This is a genomic window from Micromonospora sp. LOL_015, from assembly GCF_048060275.1.
In the GTDB taxonomy this organism is placed as follows: Bacteria; Actinomycetota; Actinomycetes; order Mycobacteriales; family Micromonosporaceae; genus Micromonospora_E.
On the sequence record NZ_JBHMIO010000051.1, the window covers coordinates 1 to 16,538 of the forward strand.

Below are 16,538 nucleotides of genomic sequence, written 5' to 3' on the forward strand. Positions count from 1 at the left end.
CGTGTACGTGCCGGCCCAGTCCGCCCACCACGACGGGTGGGTACTCCCAGGACAGCATCAGAATCCGCTGCGACCGTGGTGCGCGGATGTCGATCACGTCGGCGGCAGGTGACATCGACAGCCCCCTCAATTCAAATCGGCACCGGACATGCGCGATCAGACACCTATTGCGGGTGCTGACGCGTCTTTGGGTTGCCGACGATACTGCCGGCAACGGGATAACCAGGGAAGACAATCGCATTGCGCTGATGTAACAGCAACCGATCAGACTCGTCGGACCCGCAGTAGTTCGGCCACCGACCACGCCTGGAACGGGCAGCCGGTGGCGCCGTGCGGCGGATCCCCGTCGGCCGTTTCGCTGACCGAGCCGAGCCCGTACTCGCTCAGGTGGGCGGTCAGCCCGAGGAACACGTCGGAGACGTCCAGACCGGACCGCCGGGCCGCCGACACGTACGGGCCGATCAGCCACGGCCATACCGTGCCCTGGTGGTAGGCGCCGTCGCGGCGGACCGGCCCGCCCCGGTGCTGCCCGAGGTAGCCGGCTGAGTCCGGCGCCAGGCTACGCAGACCCAGCGGGGTCAGTAGCGCCGCGCCGATCGCCCGCAGCGGTGCCGGGTCCGGCTCCAACGGGGCGTACGGCAGCGACCAGGCGAGCAGCTGGTTCGGGCGTAGCGCGTCGTCGTCGGCGTGCGGATCCCCGCCCAGCGGGTACTGCGCCGGGGTGTCCAGCACGTCGTAGAGCCACCCCGACGGGGCCGGGTAGCGGGCCCGGAACGACTCCTGCGCCTTCGGGTACACGCTCGCCGCCGCCCCCGGGTCGCCGTCCACCAGCTGCGCCAGTTCGCTCACCGCCGCCAGCCCGTTGAGCCACAGGGCGTTCACCTCGACCGGCTTGCCTTCCCGGGAGGTGATCGGCACCCCGGACACCCGGGCGTCCATCCAGGTCAGTGCCTCACCGCCGGCACCGCCGGTGAGCAGCCCGTCGGCCTCGTCCACCCGGATGCCGTACCGGGTGCCGCGCAGGTGCGCCGCGACCACCTCGCGCAGCGCCGGCAGCAGCTCGGCCGCCAGGTCGATGTCGCTGGTCGCGGCGACGTGCCGGTCCACCGCGTGCAGGAACCACAGGGTGCCGTCGACGGTGTTGTACTCCACGTGCCCAGTGTCGGCGGTGTTCGCCAGCATCCCCTCGGACAGCGTCGCCGCGTAGCCGCGCAGCAGCTCCCGGCCCTCGTCGGCCCGCCCGGTCGCCAGGAACAGCCCCTCGTACGACGTCATCGTGTCCCGCGACCACGCCCCGAACCACGGGTAGCCGGCCACCACGTCCGGCCCGGTGCCGGTGCGCACCACGAACGCGTCGGCGGCCAGGGCCAGCGTGGCGTCGACGGCGTCGGCCGGTTTCGCGGCCGCCACCACCGCCCGGTTGCGGGTCCGGGCGGCGGCGACGATCGTGGCCGCTGGGGCCGGCACCTGTTCCAGCTGCTCCGCCCATGCGGTCACCTCGGCCACCGCGCCGGGGCCGTCGAGGGTGGCGGTGAAGCTGCCCGCGTACCACAGGTCCTCCTCGGGCCGCAGCCCGCGCGCCGCCTCCTCGCGGTGGTACACGCCGTCCCACCAGTTGCCCGCCGGCACCCAGTCCGGGCCGTGCACCCGGAACGCGCCCTCGATCACCGTCCCGCCGTCGACGTTGTCCATCCGCGGCGGGGGAGCCTGCCCGTCCCGTTCGCCGTGCGCTTCCCGCCAGGTGGTCACCGCGGCCAGGGTGAGGGTGACCGGTCCGCCGCTGACCAGCCGGTGGGTGACCGCCACGCACGGCGAGCCGTGCGTCATCGCGATCTCCCGTTCGATCACCACGTCGCCGATCCGCCACCGCCAGCGCGGGACCCCGTCGGTCAGGTCGAACCGCTCCAGCAGGGTGTGGCCGGGCGGGTCGACCACGCCGGACGACCATTCGTGCACGCCGAGGCGGACCTGCGCGCCGGACGGCAGGGTGACCGCCGGGTCCAGACTGACCAGCCCGACCCGTCGCGTCGCCGGGGTGGCCCCGGCGATCACCAGCAGGCCGTGGTAGCGCCGGGTACGCAGGCCGCTGACCGTGCCCATCGCGTAGCCGCCCCGGCCGTCGGTGACCAGCCACTCCCGGCTGGCTCCGGCGGCCAGGTCGCCGCAGACCTGCGGTCCGAAGCTGATATCGAGCAATGTTCCTCCATGGCTGGTCGACCGGCGTGAGCGGGCTGCGGGCCGGTGGCTGGGCGGTGGCGGGCAGTGGTACGGCGGGCGGTGCTGGGCGGCGGCGGAGCGGTTCCGGGCCGGCGATACGGCGCTGATGTGCCGGCAAGGTGACGGTCCGACAAGTGCCGGAAACACGTCCCAGGAAGAATGACCGTCATGGTCAACTCCAGGCGGACGTATCGTGATCCGGAGCGCACCCGGTTGGCGGAAGCCGACGCGGGTGAGCAGCCGTGGCGGGCATGGGGGCCCTACGTTTCAGAGCGGGCATGGGGAACGGTACGGGAGGACTACAGCGAGCACGGTACGGCGTGGGACTACTTTCCGCATGATCATGCCCGATCCCGGGCGTACCGCTGGAACGAGGATGGCATGGCCGGCGTCTGTGACGACCGGCAGACGTTTTGCTTCGGTCTGGCGCTGTGGAACGGCGAGGACCCGATCCTCAAAGAGCGCATGTTCGGTCTGGGCGGCGACGGCGGCAACCACGGCGAGGACGCGAAGGACTACTGGTGGTACGAGGATTCCACGCCCACCCACTCCTGGATGCGTTGGCGCTACCATTATCCGCAGGCCGCCTTTCCGTACGACGATCTCGTCGCGGTCAACGGTATGCGCGGCCGCGACGAGACCGAGTATGAACTGGTCGACACCGGCATCTTCGACGACGACCGGTACTGGGCGGTAACCGTCGACTACGCCAAGGCGGGGCCGGCCGACATGTGCATCGAGATCACCGTGGCCAACCGGGGCGACACCGATGCCCGACTGCACGTCCTACCCAGCCTGTGGTTCCGCAACACCTGGGGATGGGGGCTGCCCGGCCGCGACCAGATCCCGGTGCTCACCGGCGACGGCGACCGCCTGGTCGGCCACCACTGGGTGCTCGGGCAGCTGGTGCTGCAGGGCGACGGCGACCCCACTCCGCTGCTGTGCGACAACGACAGCAACGCCGAGCGGCTCTGGGGCCAGCCGTCGCGCACGCCGTACCCGAAGGACGGCATCAACGACCACGTCGTCGACGGCGCCGACACGGTCAACCCGGAGCTGACCGGCACCAAGGGCGCGCTGCACTATGTCCTCGACGTGCCGGCCGGCGGCGAGGACCGGATCCGGCTGCGGCTGACGTTGACCGCGCCGCCGCCGGGTAACACCCCGCCGCCCCGGTTCAGCCTCGGTGCCGGGCACGCCGCGACGCTGGCCGCCCGGCACGCCGAGGCCGACCGCTACTACGACACCGTCATCCCGGCCGCCGCCACTGACGACGAACGCCTCGTCGCCCGCCGGGCGTTCGCCGGTGTGCTCTGGGGCAAGCAGTTCTACCACTTCGACGTCGCCCAGTGGCTGGCCGGTGACCCGGCCAGCCCGCCGCCGCCGGGCGGGCGCGCCCACGGCCGCAACGCAGCCTGGTGGCACATGAACAGCTTCGACGTCATCTCCATGCCGGACCCCTGGGAATATCCCTGGTACGCCGCCTGGGACCTGGCGTTCCACTGCTCCACGCTGGCCCGGGTCGACCCGCAGTTCGCCAAGGACCAGCTGCTGTTGCTGCTGCGCGAGTGGTACATGCACCCCAACGGGCAGATCCCGGCGTACGAATGGGCGTTCGCCGACGTCAACCCGCCGGTGCACGCCTGGGCGGCGCTGCGCGTGTTCGACATCGACGGCCGGCGCGACTTCGAGTTCCTCGCCCGGATCATGCACAAGCTGCTGCTCAACTTCACCTGGTGGGTCAACCGCAAGGACATAAATGGCAACAACGTCTTCGAGGGCGGCTTCCTCGGGCTGGACAACGTCGGGCCGTTCGACCGGTCCGCCGCGCTGCCGGTGGCCGGGGTGCTGGAGCAGTCCGACGGCACCGGCTGGATGGCGACGTACGCGCTGAACATGCTGGACATGGCGTTGACCCTGGCGGTGCACGACCACACCTACACCGACATCGCCACCAAGTTCCTGGAACACTTCGCCTACATCGCCGCCGCAGCCTACGACCAGGGGTTGTGGGACGAGGAGGACTCGTTCTTCTACGACCAGCTGCGGCTGCCCGACGGTGACACCCTGCCGCTGAAGGTGCGGTCGGTGGTCGGCCTGCTGCCGTTGGCCGCCACCACCACGCTGCACTCGGGCACGCTGGCCCGGCTGCCCGAGCTGGCGGCCCGGCTGCGTTGGTTCCTGACGAACAAGCCGGAGTACGCCGACGTGATCGGCGCCCGCCGGCTGGCCGGCGACGGCCGGCAGCATCGGCTGCTGTCGATGGTCGGCCCGGAGCAGATCGTGCGGATCCTCGCCCCGATGCTCGACGAGGACGAGTTCCTCTCCCCGTACGGGCTGCGCACTCTGTCTCGGCGGCACCTCGACGAGCCGTTCACCGTCTCCCTCGGCGGGCAGGACTTCACCGTCGGCTACGAGCCGGCCGAGTCGGCCAGCGGGCTGTTCGGCGGCAACTCCAACTGGCGGGGCCCGATCTGGATGCCCACCAACTACCTGCTGGTCTGCGCGTTGCGGGACTTCGCCACCTTTTTCGGCGACGACCTGCTGATCGAGTACCCGACCCGATCCGGCTCCAAGCGCACCCTCAACGCGATCGCCGACGACCTGTCGTACCGGCTGATCTCGCTGTTCCTGCGCGACGGGTACGGTCGGCGGCCGATCTACGGCGCCGCCGAGACGTTCCAGCAGCACCCCGACTGGCGGGACCTGATTGCCTTCCCGGAGTACTTCCACGGCGACAACGGCGCCGGCCTGGGCGCCTGGCACCAGACCGGCTGGACGGCGCTGGTCGCCGACCTGATCCTGACCGTGCGGGCCGATCGGGGGGTTCAGCCGGGCTGAACCCCCCGGCGGGCGTACCTGGGTGCGTGCTCGGGACGCGGTCCGATGCCGATCAGGTAGGCGGGCAGCAGCGACGCCGGTGGGAACCGGCGCATCAGGGCCAGCAGCGGGGCCGGCGGGCCGACCCGCCGACCGTCCAGGATCGGCTGGACGATGGTGCGGTGCAGATTCTGCTGCAGAGTCTGCACCACGACGGTCGGCAGGGCCCGGCGGGCCCGTACCGTGGCCAGCTCCGCCGGGGTGATCCGGCCCCGGCGCAGCGGCCCGGCCAGGCGGGTCCCCGCCGCGACGGCGTCGGCGACTGCGAGGTTGATGCCGACCCCGCCCACCGGGCTCATCGCGTGCGCGGCGTCGCCGATGCAGAGCAGACCGTCACGGTGCCAGCGGCGCAGCCGGTTCACCCGGACGTCCAGATGTTTGACGTCGTCCATGCTGGTCAGCGCGTCGAGCCGGTCGGCGAGCCGGGGCGCGACGGTGGCCACCTGGCGCTGGAACGCCGCCAGCCCGCGGCGGCGCAGCTCGGCGTCGGTGCCCTTGCGGGCGATGTAGGCGACCTGGAGGTGGCTCTCCCGGGGGAACACCACGACCATCGCGCCGTGGCCGGCGGCCGGTACCAGGCCCGACAGGTCGTCGGTGTCTCGCCGGGGCAGCCGGAACCACCAGGCGTCGATCGGCACCGGGAACTCGCGGGGCCGCAGCCCGGCCGCCCGCCGTACCGCCGACCAGCGTCCGTCGCAGGCCACGGTCAACGCCGAGCGGATCTCGCCGGTCGCGCCGTCCGTGGTCCGGTAGGACACCCCGGCGACCCGGTCACCGTCGTGCAGCAGGCCGGTCACCTCGGCCCCCATCCGCAGGGTGAAGGTCGGCTCGGCCGACGCCGCCCTGGCCAGCAAGTTGAGCAGGTCCCACTGCGGCACCATCGCGATGTACGGGTGCGGGGTGTGCAACCGGTGTAGGTCCCCGACGACGATCTGCCGGCCCTCGCCGGTCGGAAAGGCGACCTGGTGGATCCGGGTCTGCGGCAGGGCGGCGAACTGGTCGCCGAGGCCGAGCTCGTCGAGCAGCCGCAAGGTCGACGGATGGACGGTGTCGCCGCGGAAGTCCCGCAGGAAGTCCTCGTGCTTCTCACAGACGACGACCCGCACCCCGGCTCGGGCCAGCAGCAGGCCGAGCATCATGCCGGCCGGTCCACCACCGGCGACCACGCAGTCGGCAGTGTCAGTGTCCATCGCGCCCACCTCCATCGATTTCATCATGCGTTGAATAAATTGACGATAGCGTGACCACGGCGATCCGTCCGACCCACCGGACGGGGTGTGGGCAACGACACCGCTCGACTGGCCGCCGAGGTGGCACCGCTCAGCCTTTCGCTGCCCCAACCGACCGCGCGGGTAGGGTGGCGGGCATGGCTGTCACCTCAGAGATGGTGCCGTTGGGCACCCCCGCGCCCGACTTCGCGCTGGCGGACGTCTCCGGTCACGTGGTCCGCCGCGACGACTTCGCCGCCGCCCCGGCGCTGCTCGTCGCCTTTGTCTGCAACCACTGCCCGTACGTGAAACACGTCGAGGTCGAACTGGCCAAGGTGCTCGCCGAGTTTCCGACCCTGGCCGTCGTCGGCATCTGCACCAACGACGCCGAGGCGTACCCCGACGACGCCCCCGCGCAGCTCGCCGCGCAGGCCCAGCGGGCCGGCTGGACGTTCCCGTACCTCGTCGACGCCACTCAGCAGGTCGGGCGCGCCTACCAGGCAGTGTGCACTCCGGACTTCTTCCTGTACGGCGCCGACCGCACCCTGGCCTACCGGGGCGCGTTCGACGACTCCACCCCGGGTAACGGCAAGCCGGTCACCGGGACGGTGCTGCGGGCCGCGATCGAACTGGTGCTGGCCGGGCAGCCGGTGCCCGAGCCGCACCAGCCGAGCATGGGCTGCTCGATCAAGTGGCGATCCTGACCGGACCGCCGACGCGGGCGGGGTCCGGCCACTGGTAAACCCCGATCGGGAGCCGCGCGTCAGTCCGGTATGGCCCATCTGCGCGTACCGATGATCGTCAGCCTCGCCGTACTGCTGGCCGCCGCCGGCTGCACCGCGACCGAACCGACGGGGGCCGGTGCCGGCCAGCCACCGGACGGAACCGGTGCCGGGACCCTGGCACCGCCCGGACCGGCAGCGGGCCAGCGGGAGTCGCCCGTGGTGGGCCTCAGCCGCAGCGGCCCGGACGGACCGCCCGGCCCCGGCCCGGGCGAGTACCAGGTGCGGTACGGCTGGGCGGTGCCGTCGCAGACCGTCGTCATTCGTAACGACGTCCGTCCGCCGGTCGCACCTCGGCCGGCTCCGCCGCTGCCGTACCTGGTGGAGATTGAGGCCACCGACCACGCTGACACCGACCCGGCGTACAGCCGGATCTCGTTCGTGTTCCGGTCCGGATTCCCGTCCTACGAGGTCGGTTACCAACCGCGGATCGTCTTCGACGGCACGGGGGAGCCGGTCGACCTGGCGGGCGACTGCTTCCTGCAGATCCGGTTCGTCTCCGCCCAGGCACACGACGCGTACGGCCGGATGTCGGTCCAGCGATCGCCCGGCCCGCAGCTGCGGCTGGGCAGCCTGCGCGGCTACGGGTTCGCCGGCGACTACGAGGGCCGGGTCACCTACGGTCTCGGTCTCGACCCGGCCGGCGGGCCGGACCAGCCGCCGCCGGTACGGGTAGCCGAGGTCGGCGTCGGCAACCGGTTCATCGTCGCCGTCGATGTCGGGTACTGACCGCGACCGCTGCGGCTGGGGGTCGGCGCGGGCACCGCTGCGGTTGGGGTCGTCGCACGGGAGGGTGACCCGGTCCGGCAGGATGTGGCCCGGCGGGTACGGGTACCGCCCGGACCGGACCGGCCGGGCGGACGGGACGGACAGGAGAGACGGTGTCTGACGCGGTGGTGGTCGGAGCCGGCATCATCGGGCTCAGCTGTGCCGTCCGGCTGCAGCAACGGGGACTACGGGTGACCGTGGTCACCGCCCACCCCGTCGAGCAGACCGTGTCGGCGGTGGCCGCCGCGGTCTGGTACCCGACCCGGACCGACGGCACGTCCCGGGTGCTCGACTGGGCCCGTCACACCTTCGACGAACTGGCCGACCAGGCCCGGCAGCCGGTCCCGGGGGTGGTGATGCGACCGACCCGGATGCTGCTGCGAACCCCGGTCGACGATCCACCATGGTGGGCAGCGGCCGTTCCCGACCTGCGATACTGCCCGGTGGTGCCGGCCACCGGCACCGGTCCGGCCGGTGGGGTGGTGGCCGAGTGGCGGTGCACGGTGCCCACCGTGGAGATGCGGCCGTACCTGGACTGGCTCACCCGACGGTTCGTCGCCGCCGGCGGCGTGCTGCGCCAGCGTGACCTGTCCAATTTGGCCGAGGCGGGCCAGCTGGCGCCGGTGGTGGTGAACGCCACCGGCCTGGCCGCCGGCCGGTTGGCCGCCGACCCCTCGGTGCATCCGATCCGTGGCCAGGTGGTGCTGGTGGCCAATCCCGGCATCGCCACCTCGGTACGCGACGAGCACCACCCCGACGGCTCCACGTACGTGCACCCCCGGCGGCGCGACATCGTGCTCGGCGGCACGTTCGAGCCGGACGTCGACGGCGAACTGCCCGATCCGGCGACGAGCCGGGCGATCCGGGCCCGCTGCGCCGCCCTCGTTCCCGAGCTGGCCGGTGCGGCGGTCCTCGCCCAGCGGGTCGGGCTGCGGCCCGGGCGGCACGGCGGTGCCCGGGTGGAGGCCGATCCCGCGCCGCCGTCCGGGGTCACCCAACTGATCCACTGCTATGGCCACGGCGGCGCCGGCGTGACGCTGAGCTGGGGCTGCGCCGACGAGGTGGCATCGCTGGTCAGCGCGGAACCGTGACCCGACCCAGCCGTACCGACAGCTGAAAGCACGGCCGGAGTCGGCAGGTCTACGATCCGCGCGTACACCATGCGACCCGTCGTTACGGTCCTCCGGCCTTCCACGCCGTTACGAGGGTCACGTCGTGGCCCAGGGACGTCTGCTCAACGGTGGCGAAGCCCGCGTCGGTCAACCAGCGCCGGCAGTCCTCGATGTGGTAGCCGCCGCCGGTGGGTGTCATCAGTTGCAAGTTGATGCTGCGGATGAGATTGCGCAGGTAGCTGTCAACGCCCGGCACGATGATGGGATCCCAGATCAGCAGCGCGCCGCCGGGGCGTACCGCCGGGAAGATCCGCCGGACGAGGGTCTGCCGTTGCTTGTCGTCCCAGTCCACCAGCGCGTGTCCGATCATCACCACGTCTGCCGGAGGCAGCGGATCGGTGAAGAAGTCGGCGGCGTGGAATCGCACGGCACCGGTCATGCTCAGATCGGCCATGTGGGCGTCGAAGGCGGGCTGTAGCTGCGGCAGATCGAGGACTGCGGCGTCCAGGTGCCGGTGCGCCCGCACGATGCCGGCCAGTACGTTGCCCCGGCAGCCGCCCAGTTCGAGTACCGACTTCTGCGTAGACCAGTCGAACCTCTCGGTGAGCGCGGGTATCAGTGGTCGGCTCGCGTCCTCAGCCATCCGGACCAGCTGATCCTGCTTGCTCTGATCGCTGTACAGCTCGTCGAACATGTCTCGGCCACGGTAGGTCTCCGCCTGCGGTGCGCCGGTGCGCAGCGCCTCAGCAAGCCGGGACCAGGCCGGATACATGACCCGGTCAGCCATCCGCAGGAAACCGTCCAGCGCGGCCGGGCCACCCCGGACCAGCGCGGTGACGGTGGGCGAGTTCTGGAAGCGTCCTCGCGACTCGGTGAGCACGCCGAGCGCCACCAGTGCGCGCAGGAAGTCGCGCGTACCGCGTGGATGCAGGTCGAGTCTCTCGCGCAGTTCCTGCTCGCTGGCCGGGGCCTGTGCGAGAGACTCGATCACGCCCAGGTCGACTGCGGTCAGCAACAGCTTCGCCGGCTGAAACGCCATCGCGGTGGCCATCGGATCGCTGCCGATCGCTTCGGAAATCGTCGTGGTCATGTCATCTCTCCCGGTGTTGTCTGGTCAGCCGGCAACCGGTGTCGGCTGCGCGGCGAGCCCTGCCGACCGGCTGAGTGCGTCGCGCAGTTGGCCGGCGATGTCTGCGGCCGGTGCGTTGGCCCGCCAGGCGACGAAGGCATCCGGGCGCACCAGCACGGCACCTGCGTCGCTCACTCCGTACGTCTGTGTCCAGGTACCGTCCACCGCGCGCAAGGTTCCGTCGGGGGTGATGCGGTGCACCCGCAGCGGCACCCCGAGCTCTGCGGACACTGCGGCTGCTGGTTCCGTCCAGGCGCTACCAGCTGCACCGGTCAGCAGCACGTACGAGTCCCAGAAAAGGTCGATGGTGGAGATTCTGGTGCCTCCCTGGTCCAGCCACAGGTGCGGCGCGCGAGTGCCCGGCTGGCCGGTGAGACGCAGCCGCGGCGTCAGCACGCTGCGGTCGCCGGCATTCTCGCCAAGCACCGCCGTGGAGTGGTAGCGGTATCCGAGAGTGATTATGATGTCGTCCACCATCGACTCGTGATCCTGCTGAGTAGCGTAGCCGTGCCGGATCCGATTGCGGACCAGTGCCTGCTCCGCCATCGCCTTGCCGAGCGGGCGCCGTTCCTCGTCATAGGTTCCGAGCAGATGCGGACCCGCCCATCGCTTCAGCGTGGCGGCCAACTTCCAGGCCAGGTTGTGCGCGTCGTGAATGCCGGTATTGGCCCCGAAGCCGCCCGCTGGCGGGTGTACGTGCGCCGCGTCGCCGGCCAGGACACCCGGCCGACGCGGAAGCGTTCCGCGACCAGCTGCGCGCCTTCCCACGGCACCTTGGCCATGATCTCCACCGGCATGTCGTCCTTGCCGGCCGCAGAACGGACGATCTCGATACAGCGTTCGTCGGTGAAATCGGCTGGAGACTCGCCCCGGTCGGGGTGGTAGATCGGGGCGGCCAGCCACGGGTCGCACCCGTGCAGGCGCGACAAGCCCATCATGGTTCCCCGAGCGGTCGCGTAGCAGAGGATGAACTTGCGGTCCTTGAGCAGTTCCTCGAGCTGTGGCGCGCGGAAGTAGATGCTCAGCGCGTTGAACACCGTTCCCCGCCCGGTCCGGTGCACGCCCAGAGCCTCGCGCGTGCGGCTCCGCGCACCGTCGGCGCCGACCAGGTAGGCTGCGCGGATGCGACGCTGTTCGCCGGTGCTGTTCACCTCGACGGTGGCGGTGACGCCCTCGTCGTCCTGCTCGAACGACAGCAGACGGGTCCCGAACCGGATCTCCGCGCCGCCGTCACGGGCCCGGTCGAGCAGGACCCGCTCGTACCGGTCCTGGCCACAGCCCATCACCCTTTCCGGGCTGATCGTCGGGCCGTCGAGTGAGGGCGACTCCAGCACCACCGCGTCGTCGATCTCCGCGTACGTGTTGACCCGCAGGATGCCACCTTCGAAGTAGGCGTGCGAGTCGCCCATCTCCAGGGCCCGGATGTCGGCGCCGATGCCGGCGGCCCGCATCAGCTCCAATGTGCGTGCCTGCAGGCCCGGCGCCCGCGGCAGGAGGGAGGTACCGTCGCGCCGTTCGATCAGGATGGTGCGAACTCCGTGGCGTCCCAGAAAGAGGGCGGTGGACAGGCCGACGGGCCCGCCTCCCACGATCAGGACGGGGGTCGTCTCGTCATACATTCCAGTTCCTCTGCTCGGCAGACTTTCCGGTCTGCACCCAGACGAAGCCATCGGGGCGAACCGGTCGTGCGGCGGGGTTCCGCCGTGAGGCAAGAGGTACTGGTCCTTCCTCGAGGAACCCTGGCGGCTTGGTGAGGCTGCGACAGAGCCGGTGGTGGACCCTGCTTCGAGCTGTCCTCAATCCAGTACTGGGATCGTCCGGCTCGATCGTCGTGATGGTCACGGCGATCGCTGAGAAGGGAGCGGATGATGACCGAACACGCGCCGGATACGACCACGGCTGCGGGGATCATCCGGCTGGGTAACGCCTTTTGCGACGCGAAGGCGTTGCTCACCGCGGTGGAATTGGGATTGTTCACCAAGCTGCACGCCGGTCCGGCCACGGTGCAGGAACTGGCAAGGGATCTCGAACTGCACGGCCGGGGCCTCAGCGACCTGCTGGACCTGCTGGTCGCGCTCGGCCTGCTGAAACGCGACGGGAAGCAGTACGGTAACGCCACCGGCGCCGCGCAGTACCTCGTCCGGGGACAGGAGTCGTACGTCGGCGGCTTCCTCGAGCGGGCGAACCGCAATCTCTACCCGGCCTGGGGCCGGCTGTCCGAGGCGTTGCGTACCGGGAAGCCGCAGTCGGGCAGCGACTTCACCGAAATGATCTCCGATCAGGGACGGCTGCGGCAGTTCGTCGGCATGATGGACGCGCTCACCCAGATGATCGGTTCGCAGCTCGTGGCCGCTGTTGACTGGTCGAGCACCCGCGACGTCCTCGACGTCGGGGGTGCCCGGGGCAAACTGGCCGCGCAGATCGTGTCGGCCAACTCGCACCTGTCCGGGCACGTGTTCGATCTGCCGCCGATGCAGCCGCTGTTCGAGCAGCACCGTGCCGACCTGGGTCTCGAAGGGCGGCTGACCTTCCACCCGGGGGACTTCTTCGCCGACGAGCTGCCCGCAGCCGACGCCGTCGTGCTCGGACACGTGTTGCACGACTGGGATCCGGAGCAGCGCCGAGCCCTGACGATCAAGGCGTACGACGCCGTCCGTCCGGGCGGCATGCTACTCGTGTACGACCGAATGCTCACCGATCAGCCGGACGTGGAGAACCTGGTGATCAGCTTGGACATGTTGCTGGTCACCGACGGCGGTTCGGAGTACCCGATCACCGCGGTGTACGAGAACGCCCGCACCGCCGGGTTCGAGACAATCACCCACCAACCTCTCGGCGAGTACGACACCCTGGTCGTCTGCCGCCGGGCCGCATGAAGGAGGGATCAGTGCCCACGTACGACGAGGAGGTACCAGTTCTGATCGTCGGTGGTGCCGTCACCGGCTTGTCCGCCGCAGTGTTCCTGGGCTCGCAGGAAACGCCCGCCATGGTGGTGGAACGCCACCCGGACACGCTGAGCCACCCACGCTCGCGCGGGATCAACCCCCGGACGGTGGAGCTGTACCGGCAGGTGGGACTGGAGGCGGCGTTGTGGCGGGAGAGCAGCCTCGCGACCGACTTCAGTAAGCTGCTGATGGTGCGGGCCGAGACGCTGGCCGGTCCGGAAGTGTTCAGCGGCCCGACCGACACCCCTGATCCGTCGGGCACGGTGAGTCCGTGCGAGTGGGTGCCGATCGACCAGGACCGGTTGGAGCTGCTGTTGCGCCAGCGCGCCACCGAGCTCGGTGCTCAGCTGCGGTTCCACACCGAACTTACGTCGTTCTCCCAGGACGACGACGGAGTGTCCGCGCAGCTGACCGACGTAGCCACCGGCACGACCCGGACCGTGCGTGCCGAGTACCTGATCGCTGCGGACGGCAGTCGCAGCCCGATTCGCCAGCAGCTCGGCATCGGCGTGCAGGGGCCGGGCGAGTTCGCCACCACCCTGTCGCTGCTGTTCGAAGCGGATCTGAGTAAGGCGGCGCGCGGCCGGCCTATCGGCGTGTGCTATCTCGATCAGCCGAGTCCGTCGACCATTCTGTTCGCCCACGACGGCGAGAGAAGTTGGATCTTCGCCACGGCTATGCCGCCTGGATCGTCGCTGACGGAGTTGACTGACGATCGCTGTGTCGAGCTCGTTCGGGCGGCGATCGGTCAGCCGGATCTCGACGTGACGATCCGTCCGCAGCTGCCTGCTGGCGGGGCCAAGGTGCTGAACTTCTGGATCGGCGCACAGGTCGCCGAGGCGTACCGGCGAGGGCGGGTGTTCCTCGCCGGAGACGCGGCGCATCTGGTCCCGCCGACCGGCGGGTTCGGTGCCAGCACTGGTATTCAGGACGTGCACAACCTGGCCTGGAAACTGGCCGCGGTCCGCTCCGGGGCGGCCGGCCCCGGGCTGCTCGACACCTACCAGGCCGAGCGGCAGCCGGTCGCCTGGATGACCCTGCAGGGCACTATGCGGATGATGCAGCAGCGCACCGGGCAACCTGAACAGGACGACACCGTTCCGGACTACGGCACCCTCGTGTTCGGCTACCGCTACACCCCGGGTGCTCCGGTGTCGCCCGCTGCCCTCAGCGGCGAGCCCGGCACCCGGGCACCGCATCTGAAGTTGGAGCGCGGTGCGACGACGATGTCGACTCTCGACCTGTTCGGCCGGCATCCGGTGCTGCTGGTGGGTCCGGACGGCGGGGGGTGGATCGCCGCCGCGCGGGCGGCAACCAACGCACTGCAGGTACCGCTGGACGCGTTGCGGGTCGGTGACGACCTCGTCGACTCCGGAGAGCGCTTCCTGGCCGGGTACGGAGTCAGCCCAGCCGGCGCGGTCCTGGTCCGGCCGGATGGGTTCGTCGCGTGGCGCGCCACAGCGATGGAGCCGGACCCGGCCGGTCAGCTGCGCGCCGCGCTGGACGAGATGCTGGTTCGGACGGGCTGACCGCTGCGGCGGCGTCCTGCGTGCGGGCAGGACGCCGCCAAAGCCACTCACTGAACGCGACCGGTTCACCGCGACGATGAGCCACGACGGTGCCGGGCCCCTGACCAGGGCCCGGCACCGTCGTGGCGGTACCGGTTCAGCTGTCGCGTACCGACATCTGACTCAGGCAACGCAGCATGCTGGACTCGAAGGTGCGGACGAAGCCATCGACGTCCCGGTGTCGCGCGGGCTGGCCAGGTACGGCTTGAGCTTGCGCTCCACCTCCTGCACCCCCGGCTGGCTCGCCATATGGCGGGCGATGGCGTTCAGGTCGCCCTCGTACTCGATGAACCGGACCATCGTGGCTTCACGGATGAACACGGCGGTCGACAAGATCCGGCCCGCGGACTGACCCGATCCGTCGGTCACGCTCGCGGAACCGACCCGGCGGAAACCGGCAAGGACTTCGGCGATGTCGTTCTCATGGCCTGGCTTGATGTCATAGGTGATGGCGGCGAAGGGCATCCTGGTCCTCCTCGGTGGTGGCTGCCGCGTCGTCGATGACCCTGATCGACCTCGTCGGACAGCCGCGGACCGCGCGGCGCACGTCGTCGTGCTGCTCGGCGTCGGGACGGTCGACCAGCACGACGACGTGCCCTTCCTCGTCCTGATCGAACACGCCCGGCGCCCGGTAGACGCAGAGGCTGCTCACCGCACAGGTGTCTGGTGTAGCGCTGACGAGCATGGCGACGGGGCCGTCTACCAGTCGACTGGGATGTCGGTGAAGCCCTCCATGAATCCGCCTAGCGCGCGCGGCAGCTGCTCACCTGGGGTGGCCAGGTGTACGTTCGGAAACCGCCGCAGCAAGGCCTCGGTCGCGACCTGTAGCTCCATGCGGGCCAACGCGGCACCGACGCAGTAGTGCAGGCCCGCCCCGAAGGTCATGTGATGGTTTTCCTTGCGCCGGATGTCGAGGTTGAACGGGTCCTCGAACACTGACTCGTCCATGTTCGCCGACTCTTCGGACAACAGCACGCTGGAGCCCTTGCGGATGGTGTAGCCGTCCAGCGGGATGTCCTCGACCGCGTACCGCAGGGTGCCGACCGACGAGCCCATGATCTGGCAGCGCAGCAGCTCCTCGACGGCCGACGGCACCAGGGACCAGTCCTGCTGGATCTGGGCCACCAGGTCCCGCCGGTGCAGCAGTACGGCGGTCCCGGTGCCGATCTGGCTCGCGGTGGTCACGTATCCGGCGATCAGCAGGCCCTGGGTCCAGTAGTGCAGTTCATGTTCAGTCAGCCGGTTGTCGTCCTCGTCTCGTACCCGGATCAACCCGCTGATCAGATCCTCGCTGTGATCGCGCCGCTTCGAGTCGATCAGGTCGCCCAGGTAGGTCCACAGGTCGCGCCGGCACCGGGCCACCTCCTCCTTCGGTAGCTTGGTGACTGACAGAAACCCGTCGACCATGCTGCGGAACGAGTCGCGATCCTCGGCCGGTACCCCGAGCAGCAGGCAGATGACCTTGATCGGCAGCGGGAACGCGTACGCCTCGTTGAGGTCGACCGGACGCGGACCCGCCTCCATGTCATCGAGAAGGTCCGAGGCGATCCGCCAGGCGATCGGTCGCAGCGCCTCGACTCGCCGGGCGGTGAACGCGCGGGTGACCAGGCCGCGTACCTTGGTGTGCTTGGGCGGGTCGGGGTCAATGTTCGGGTCGACGAACAGCTCGTTGTCCGCCGAGATGCGGGCGGCGTCGGGACGAGCGATGTTGCGGCTGAGCCGGTGGTCGGCGAACAGGGACCGCACGTCGTGGTAGCGGGTGACCAGCAACGCCCGGTCGCCACTGGGTAGTGTCACCTCCACCACCGGGTCCTCGCGCAGTCCGCGCAAGGCCTCGGGAATTTCCATGGGTGGGGTCCAGGGAAAGGGGTAGCGCAGGGCCCCCTGGGTTGTGGTGGTCATCGCAGCGGCCTCTCTGATCGTCGTGCT

General features: G+C 70.3%; 14 protein-coding genes. 6 read left to right on the plus strand and 8 right to left on the minus strand.

Features of this window, described 5'->3' with window-relative positions:
* Nucleotides 1-264 precede the first annotated feature (264 nt).
* A complete protein-coding gene (locus ACFHWU_RS25355; protein WP_416591799.1) occupies nucleotides 265-2,196 on the minus strand; it encodes an amylo-alpha-1,6-glucosidase in 1,932 nt (643 codons plus the stop codon).
* 189 nt (nucleotides 2,197-2,385) lie between these two features.
* Between ACFHWU_RS25355 and ACFHWU_RS25360 the strand changes: the two genes are divergently transcribed.
* Nucleotides 2,386-5,058, plus strand: a complete 2,673-nt coding sequence (locus tag ACFHWU_RS25360) for an MGH1-like glycoside hydrolase domain-containing protein (protein ID WP_416553443.1) — start codon at nucleotides 2,386-2,388, stop codon at nucleotides 5,056-5,058.
* On the opposite strand, the gene ACFHWU_RS25365 is transcribed toward ACFHWU_RS25360, so the two are convergent.
* Nucleotides 5,046-6,287, minus strand: a complete 1,242-nt coding sequence (locus ACFHWU_RS25365; protein WP_416553441.1) for an FAD-dependent oxidoreductase — start codon at nucleotides 6,285-6,287, stop codon at nucleotides 5,046-5,048. The two genes, ACFHWU_RS25360 and ACFHWU_RS25365, sit on opposite strands and share 13 nt — an antisense overlap.
* 176 nt (nucleotides 6,288-6,463) lie before the next feature.
* On the opposite strand from ACFHWU_RS25365, the gene ACFHWU_RS25370 reads away from it, so the two are divergent.
* The 3 genes from ACFHWU_RS25370 (at nucleotide 6,464) to ACFHWU_RS25380 (ending at nucleotide 8,946) form a co-directional block, all read left to right on the plus strand.
* Entirely contained in the window at nucleotides 6,464-7,009 is a 546-nt protein-coding gene (locus ACFHWU_RS25370) for a thioredoxin family protein (RefSeq protein ID WP_416553439.1), read from the plus strand.
* A 69-nt stretch (nucleotides 7,010-7,078) separates the two neighbouring features.
* Entirely contained in the window at nucleotides 7,079-7,816 is a 738-nt protein-coding gene (locus tag ACFHWU_RS25375; RefSeq protein WP_416591800.1) for a hypothetical protein, read from the plus strand.
* Nucleotides 7,817-7,968: 152 nt separating this feature from the next.
* On the plus strand, nucleotides 7,969-8,946 hold the full coding sequence (locus ACFHWU_RS25380; RefSeq protein WP_416591801.1) for an FAD-dependent oxidoreductase: 978 nt from the start codon (nucleotides 7,969-7,971) through the stop codon (nucleotides 8,944-8,946).
* A gap of 82 nt (nucleotides 8,947-9,028) precedes the next feature.
* On the opposite strand, the gene ACFHWU_RS25385 is transcribed toward ACFHWU_RS25380, so the two are convergent.
* The 3 genes from ACFHWU_RS25385 to ACFHWU_RS25395 are packed head-to-tail and all read right to left on the minus strand — an operon-like array spanning nucleotide 9,029 to nucleotide 11,715.
* Nucleotides 9,029-10,057, minus strand: a complete 1,029-nt coding sequence (locus ACFHWU_RS25385) for a methyltransferase (protein WP_416591802.1) — start codon at nucleotides 10,055-10,057, stop codon at nucleotides 9,029-9,031.
* Between the two features lie 24 nt (nucleotides 10,058-10,081).
* Nucleotides 10,082-10,813, minus strand: coding sequence for an FAD-dependent monooxygenase (locus tag ACFHWU_RS25390; protein WP_416591819.1), 732 nt, complete (start codon nucleotides 10,811-10,813; stop codon nucleotides 10,082-10,084).
* The gene (locus ACFHWU_RS25395) at nucleotides 10,708-11,715 is read right to left on the minus strand and encodes an FAD-dependent monooxygenase (protein ID WP_416591803.1); all 1,008 of its coding nucleotides are present in this window, start codon (nucleotides 11,713-11,715) and stop codon (nucleotides 10,708-10,710) included. Before ACFHWU_RS25395 ends, ACFHWU_RS25390 begins: the two co-directional genes overlap by 106 nt.
* A 246-nt stretch (nucleotides 11,716-11,961) precedes the next feature.
* Here ACFHWU_RS25395 and ACFHWU_RS25400 point away from each other — a divergent pair, with 246 nt between their 5' ends.
* Both ACFHWU_RS25400 and ACFHWU_RS25405 read left to right on the plus strand, forming a co-directional pair.
* Complete coding sequence (locus ACFHWU_RS25400; protein WP_416591804.1) at nucleotides 11,962-12,972, plus strand: methyltransferase; 1,011 nt, start codon at nucleotides 11,962-11,964, stop codon at nucleotides 12,970-12,972.
* Nucleotides 12,973-12,983: 11 nt separating this feature from the next.
* A complete protein-coding gene (locus ACFHWU_RS25405) occupies nucleotides 12,984-14,570 on the plus strand; it encodes an FAD-dependent monooxygenase (RefSeq protein ID WP_416591805.1) in 1,587 nt (528 codons plus the stop codon).
* A 162-nt stretch (nucleotides 14,571-14,732) separates the two neighbouring features.
* Here the strand turns inward: ACFHWU_RS25405 and ACFHWU_RS25410 are convergent, their stop codons facing one another.
* From ACFHWU_RS25410 to ACFHWU_RS25420, 3 genes are read right to left on the minus strand one after another with little or no spacing between them, the layout of a single operon-like run.
* On the minus strand, nucleotides 14,733-15,074 hold the full coding sequence (locus ACFHWU_RS25410) for a SchA/CurD-like domain-containing protein (protein WP_416591806.1): 342 nt from the start codon (nucleotides 15,072-15,074) through the stop codon (nucleotides 14,733-14,735).
* A complete protein-coding gene (locus ACFHWU_RS25415; protein WP_416591807.1) occupies nucleotides 15,049-15,294 on the minus strand; it encodes a ferredoxin in 246 nt (81 codons plus the stop codon). The genes ACFHWU_RS25410 and ACFHWU_RS25415 overlap by 26 nt, the downstream gene beginning before the upstream one ends.
* Before the next feature lie 14 nt (nucleotides 15,295-15,308).
* Nucleotides 15,309-16,457: a cytochrome P450 gene (locus tag ACFHWU_RS25420; protein WP_416591808.1), complete on the minus strand. Its 1,149-nt coding sequence runs from the start codon at nucleotides 16,455-16,457 to the stop codon at nucleotides 15,309-15,311.
* Nucleotides 16,458-16,538: the final 81 nt, after the last annotated feature.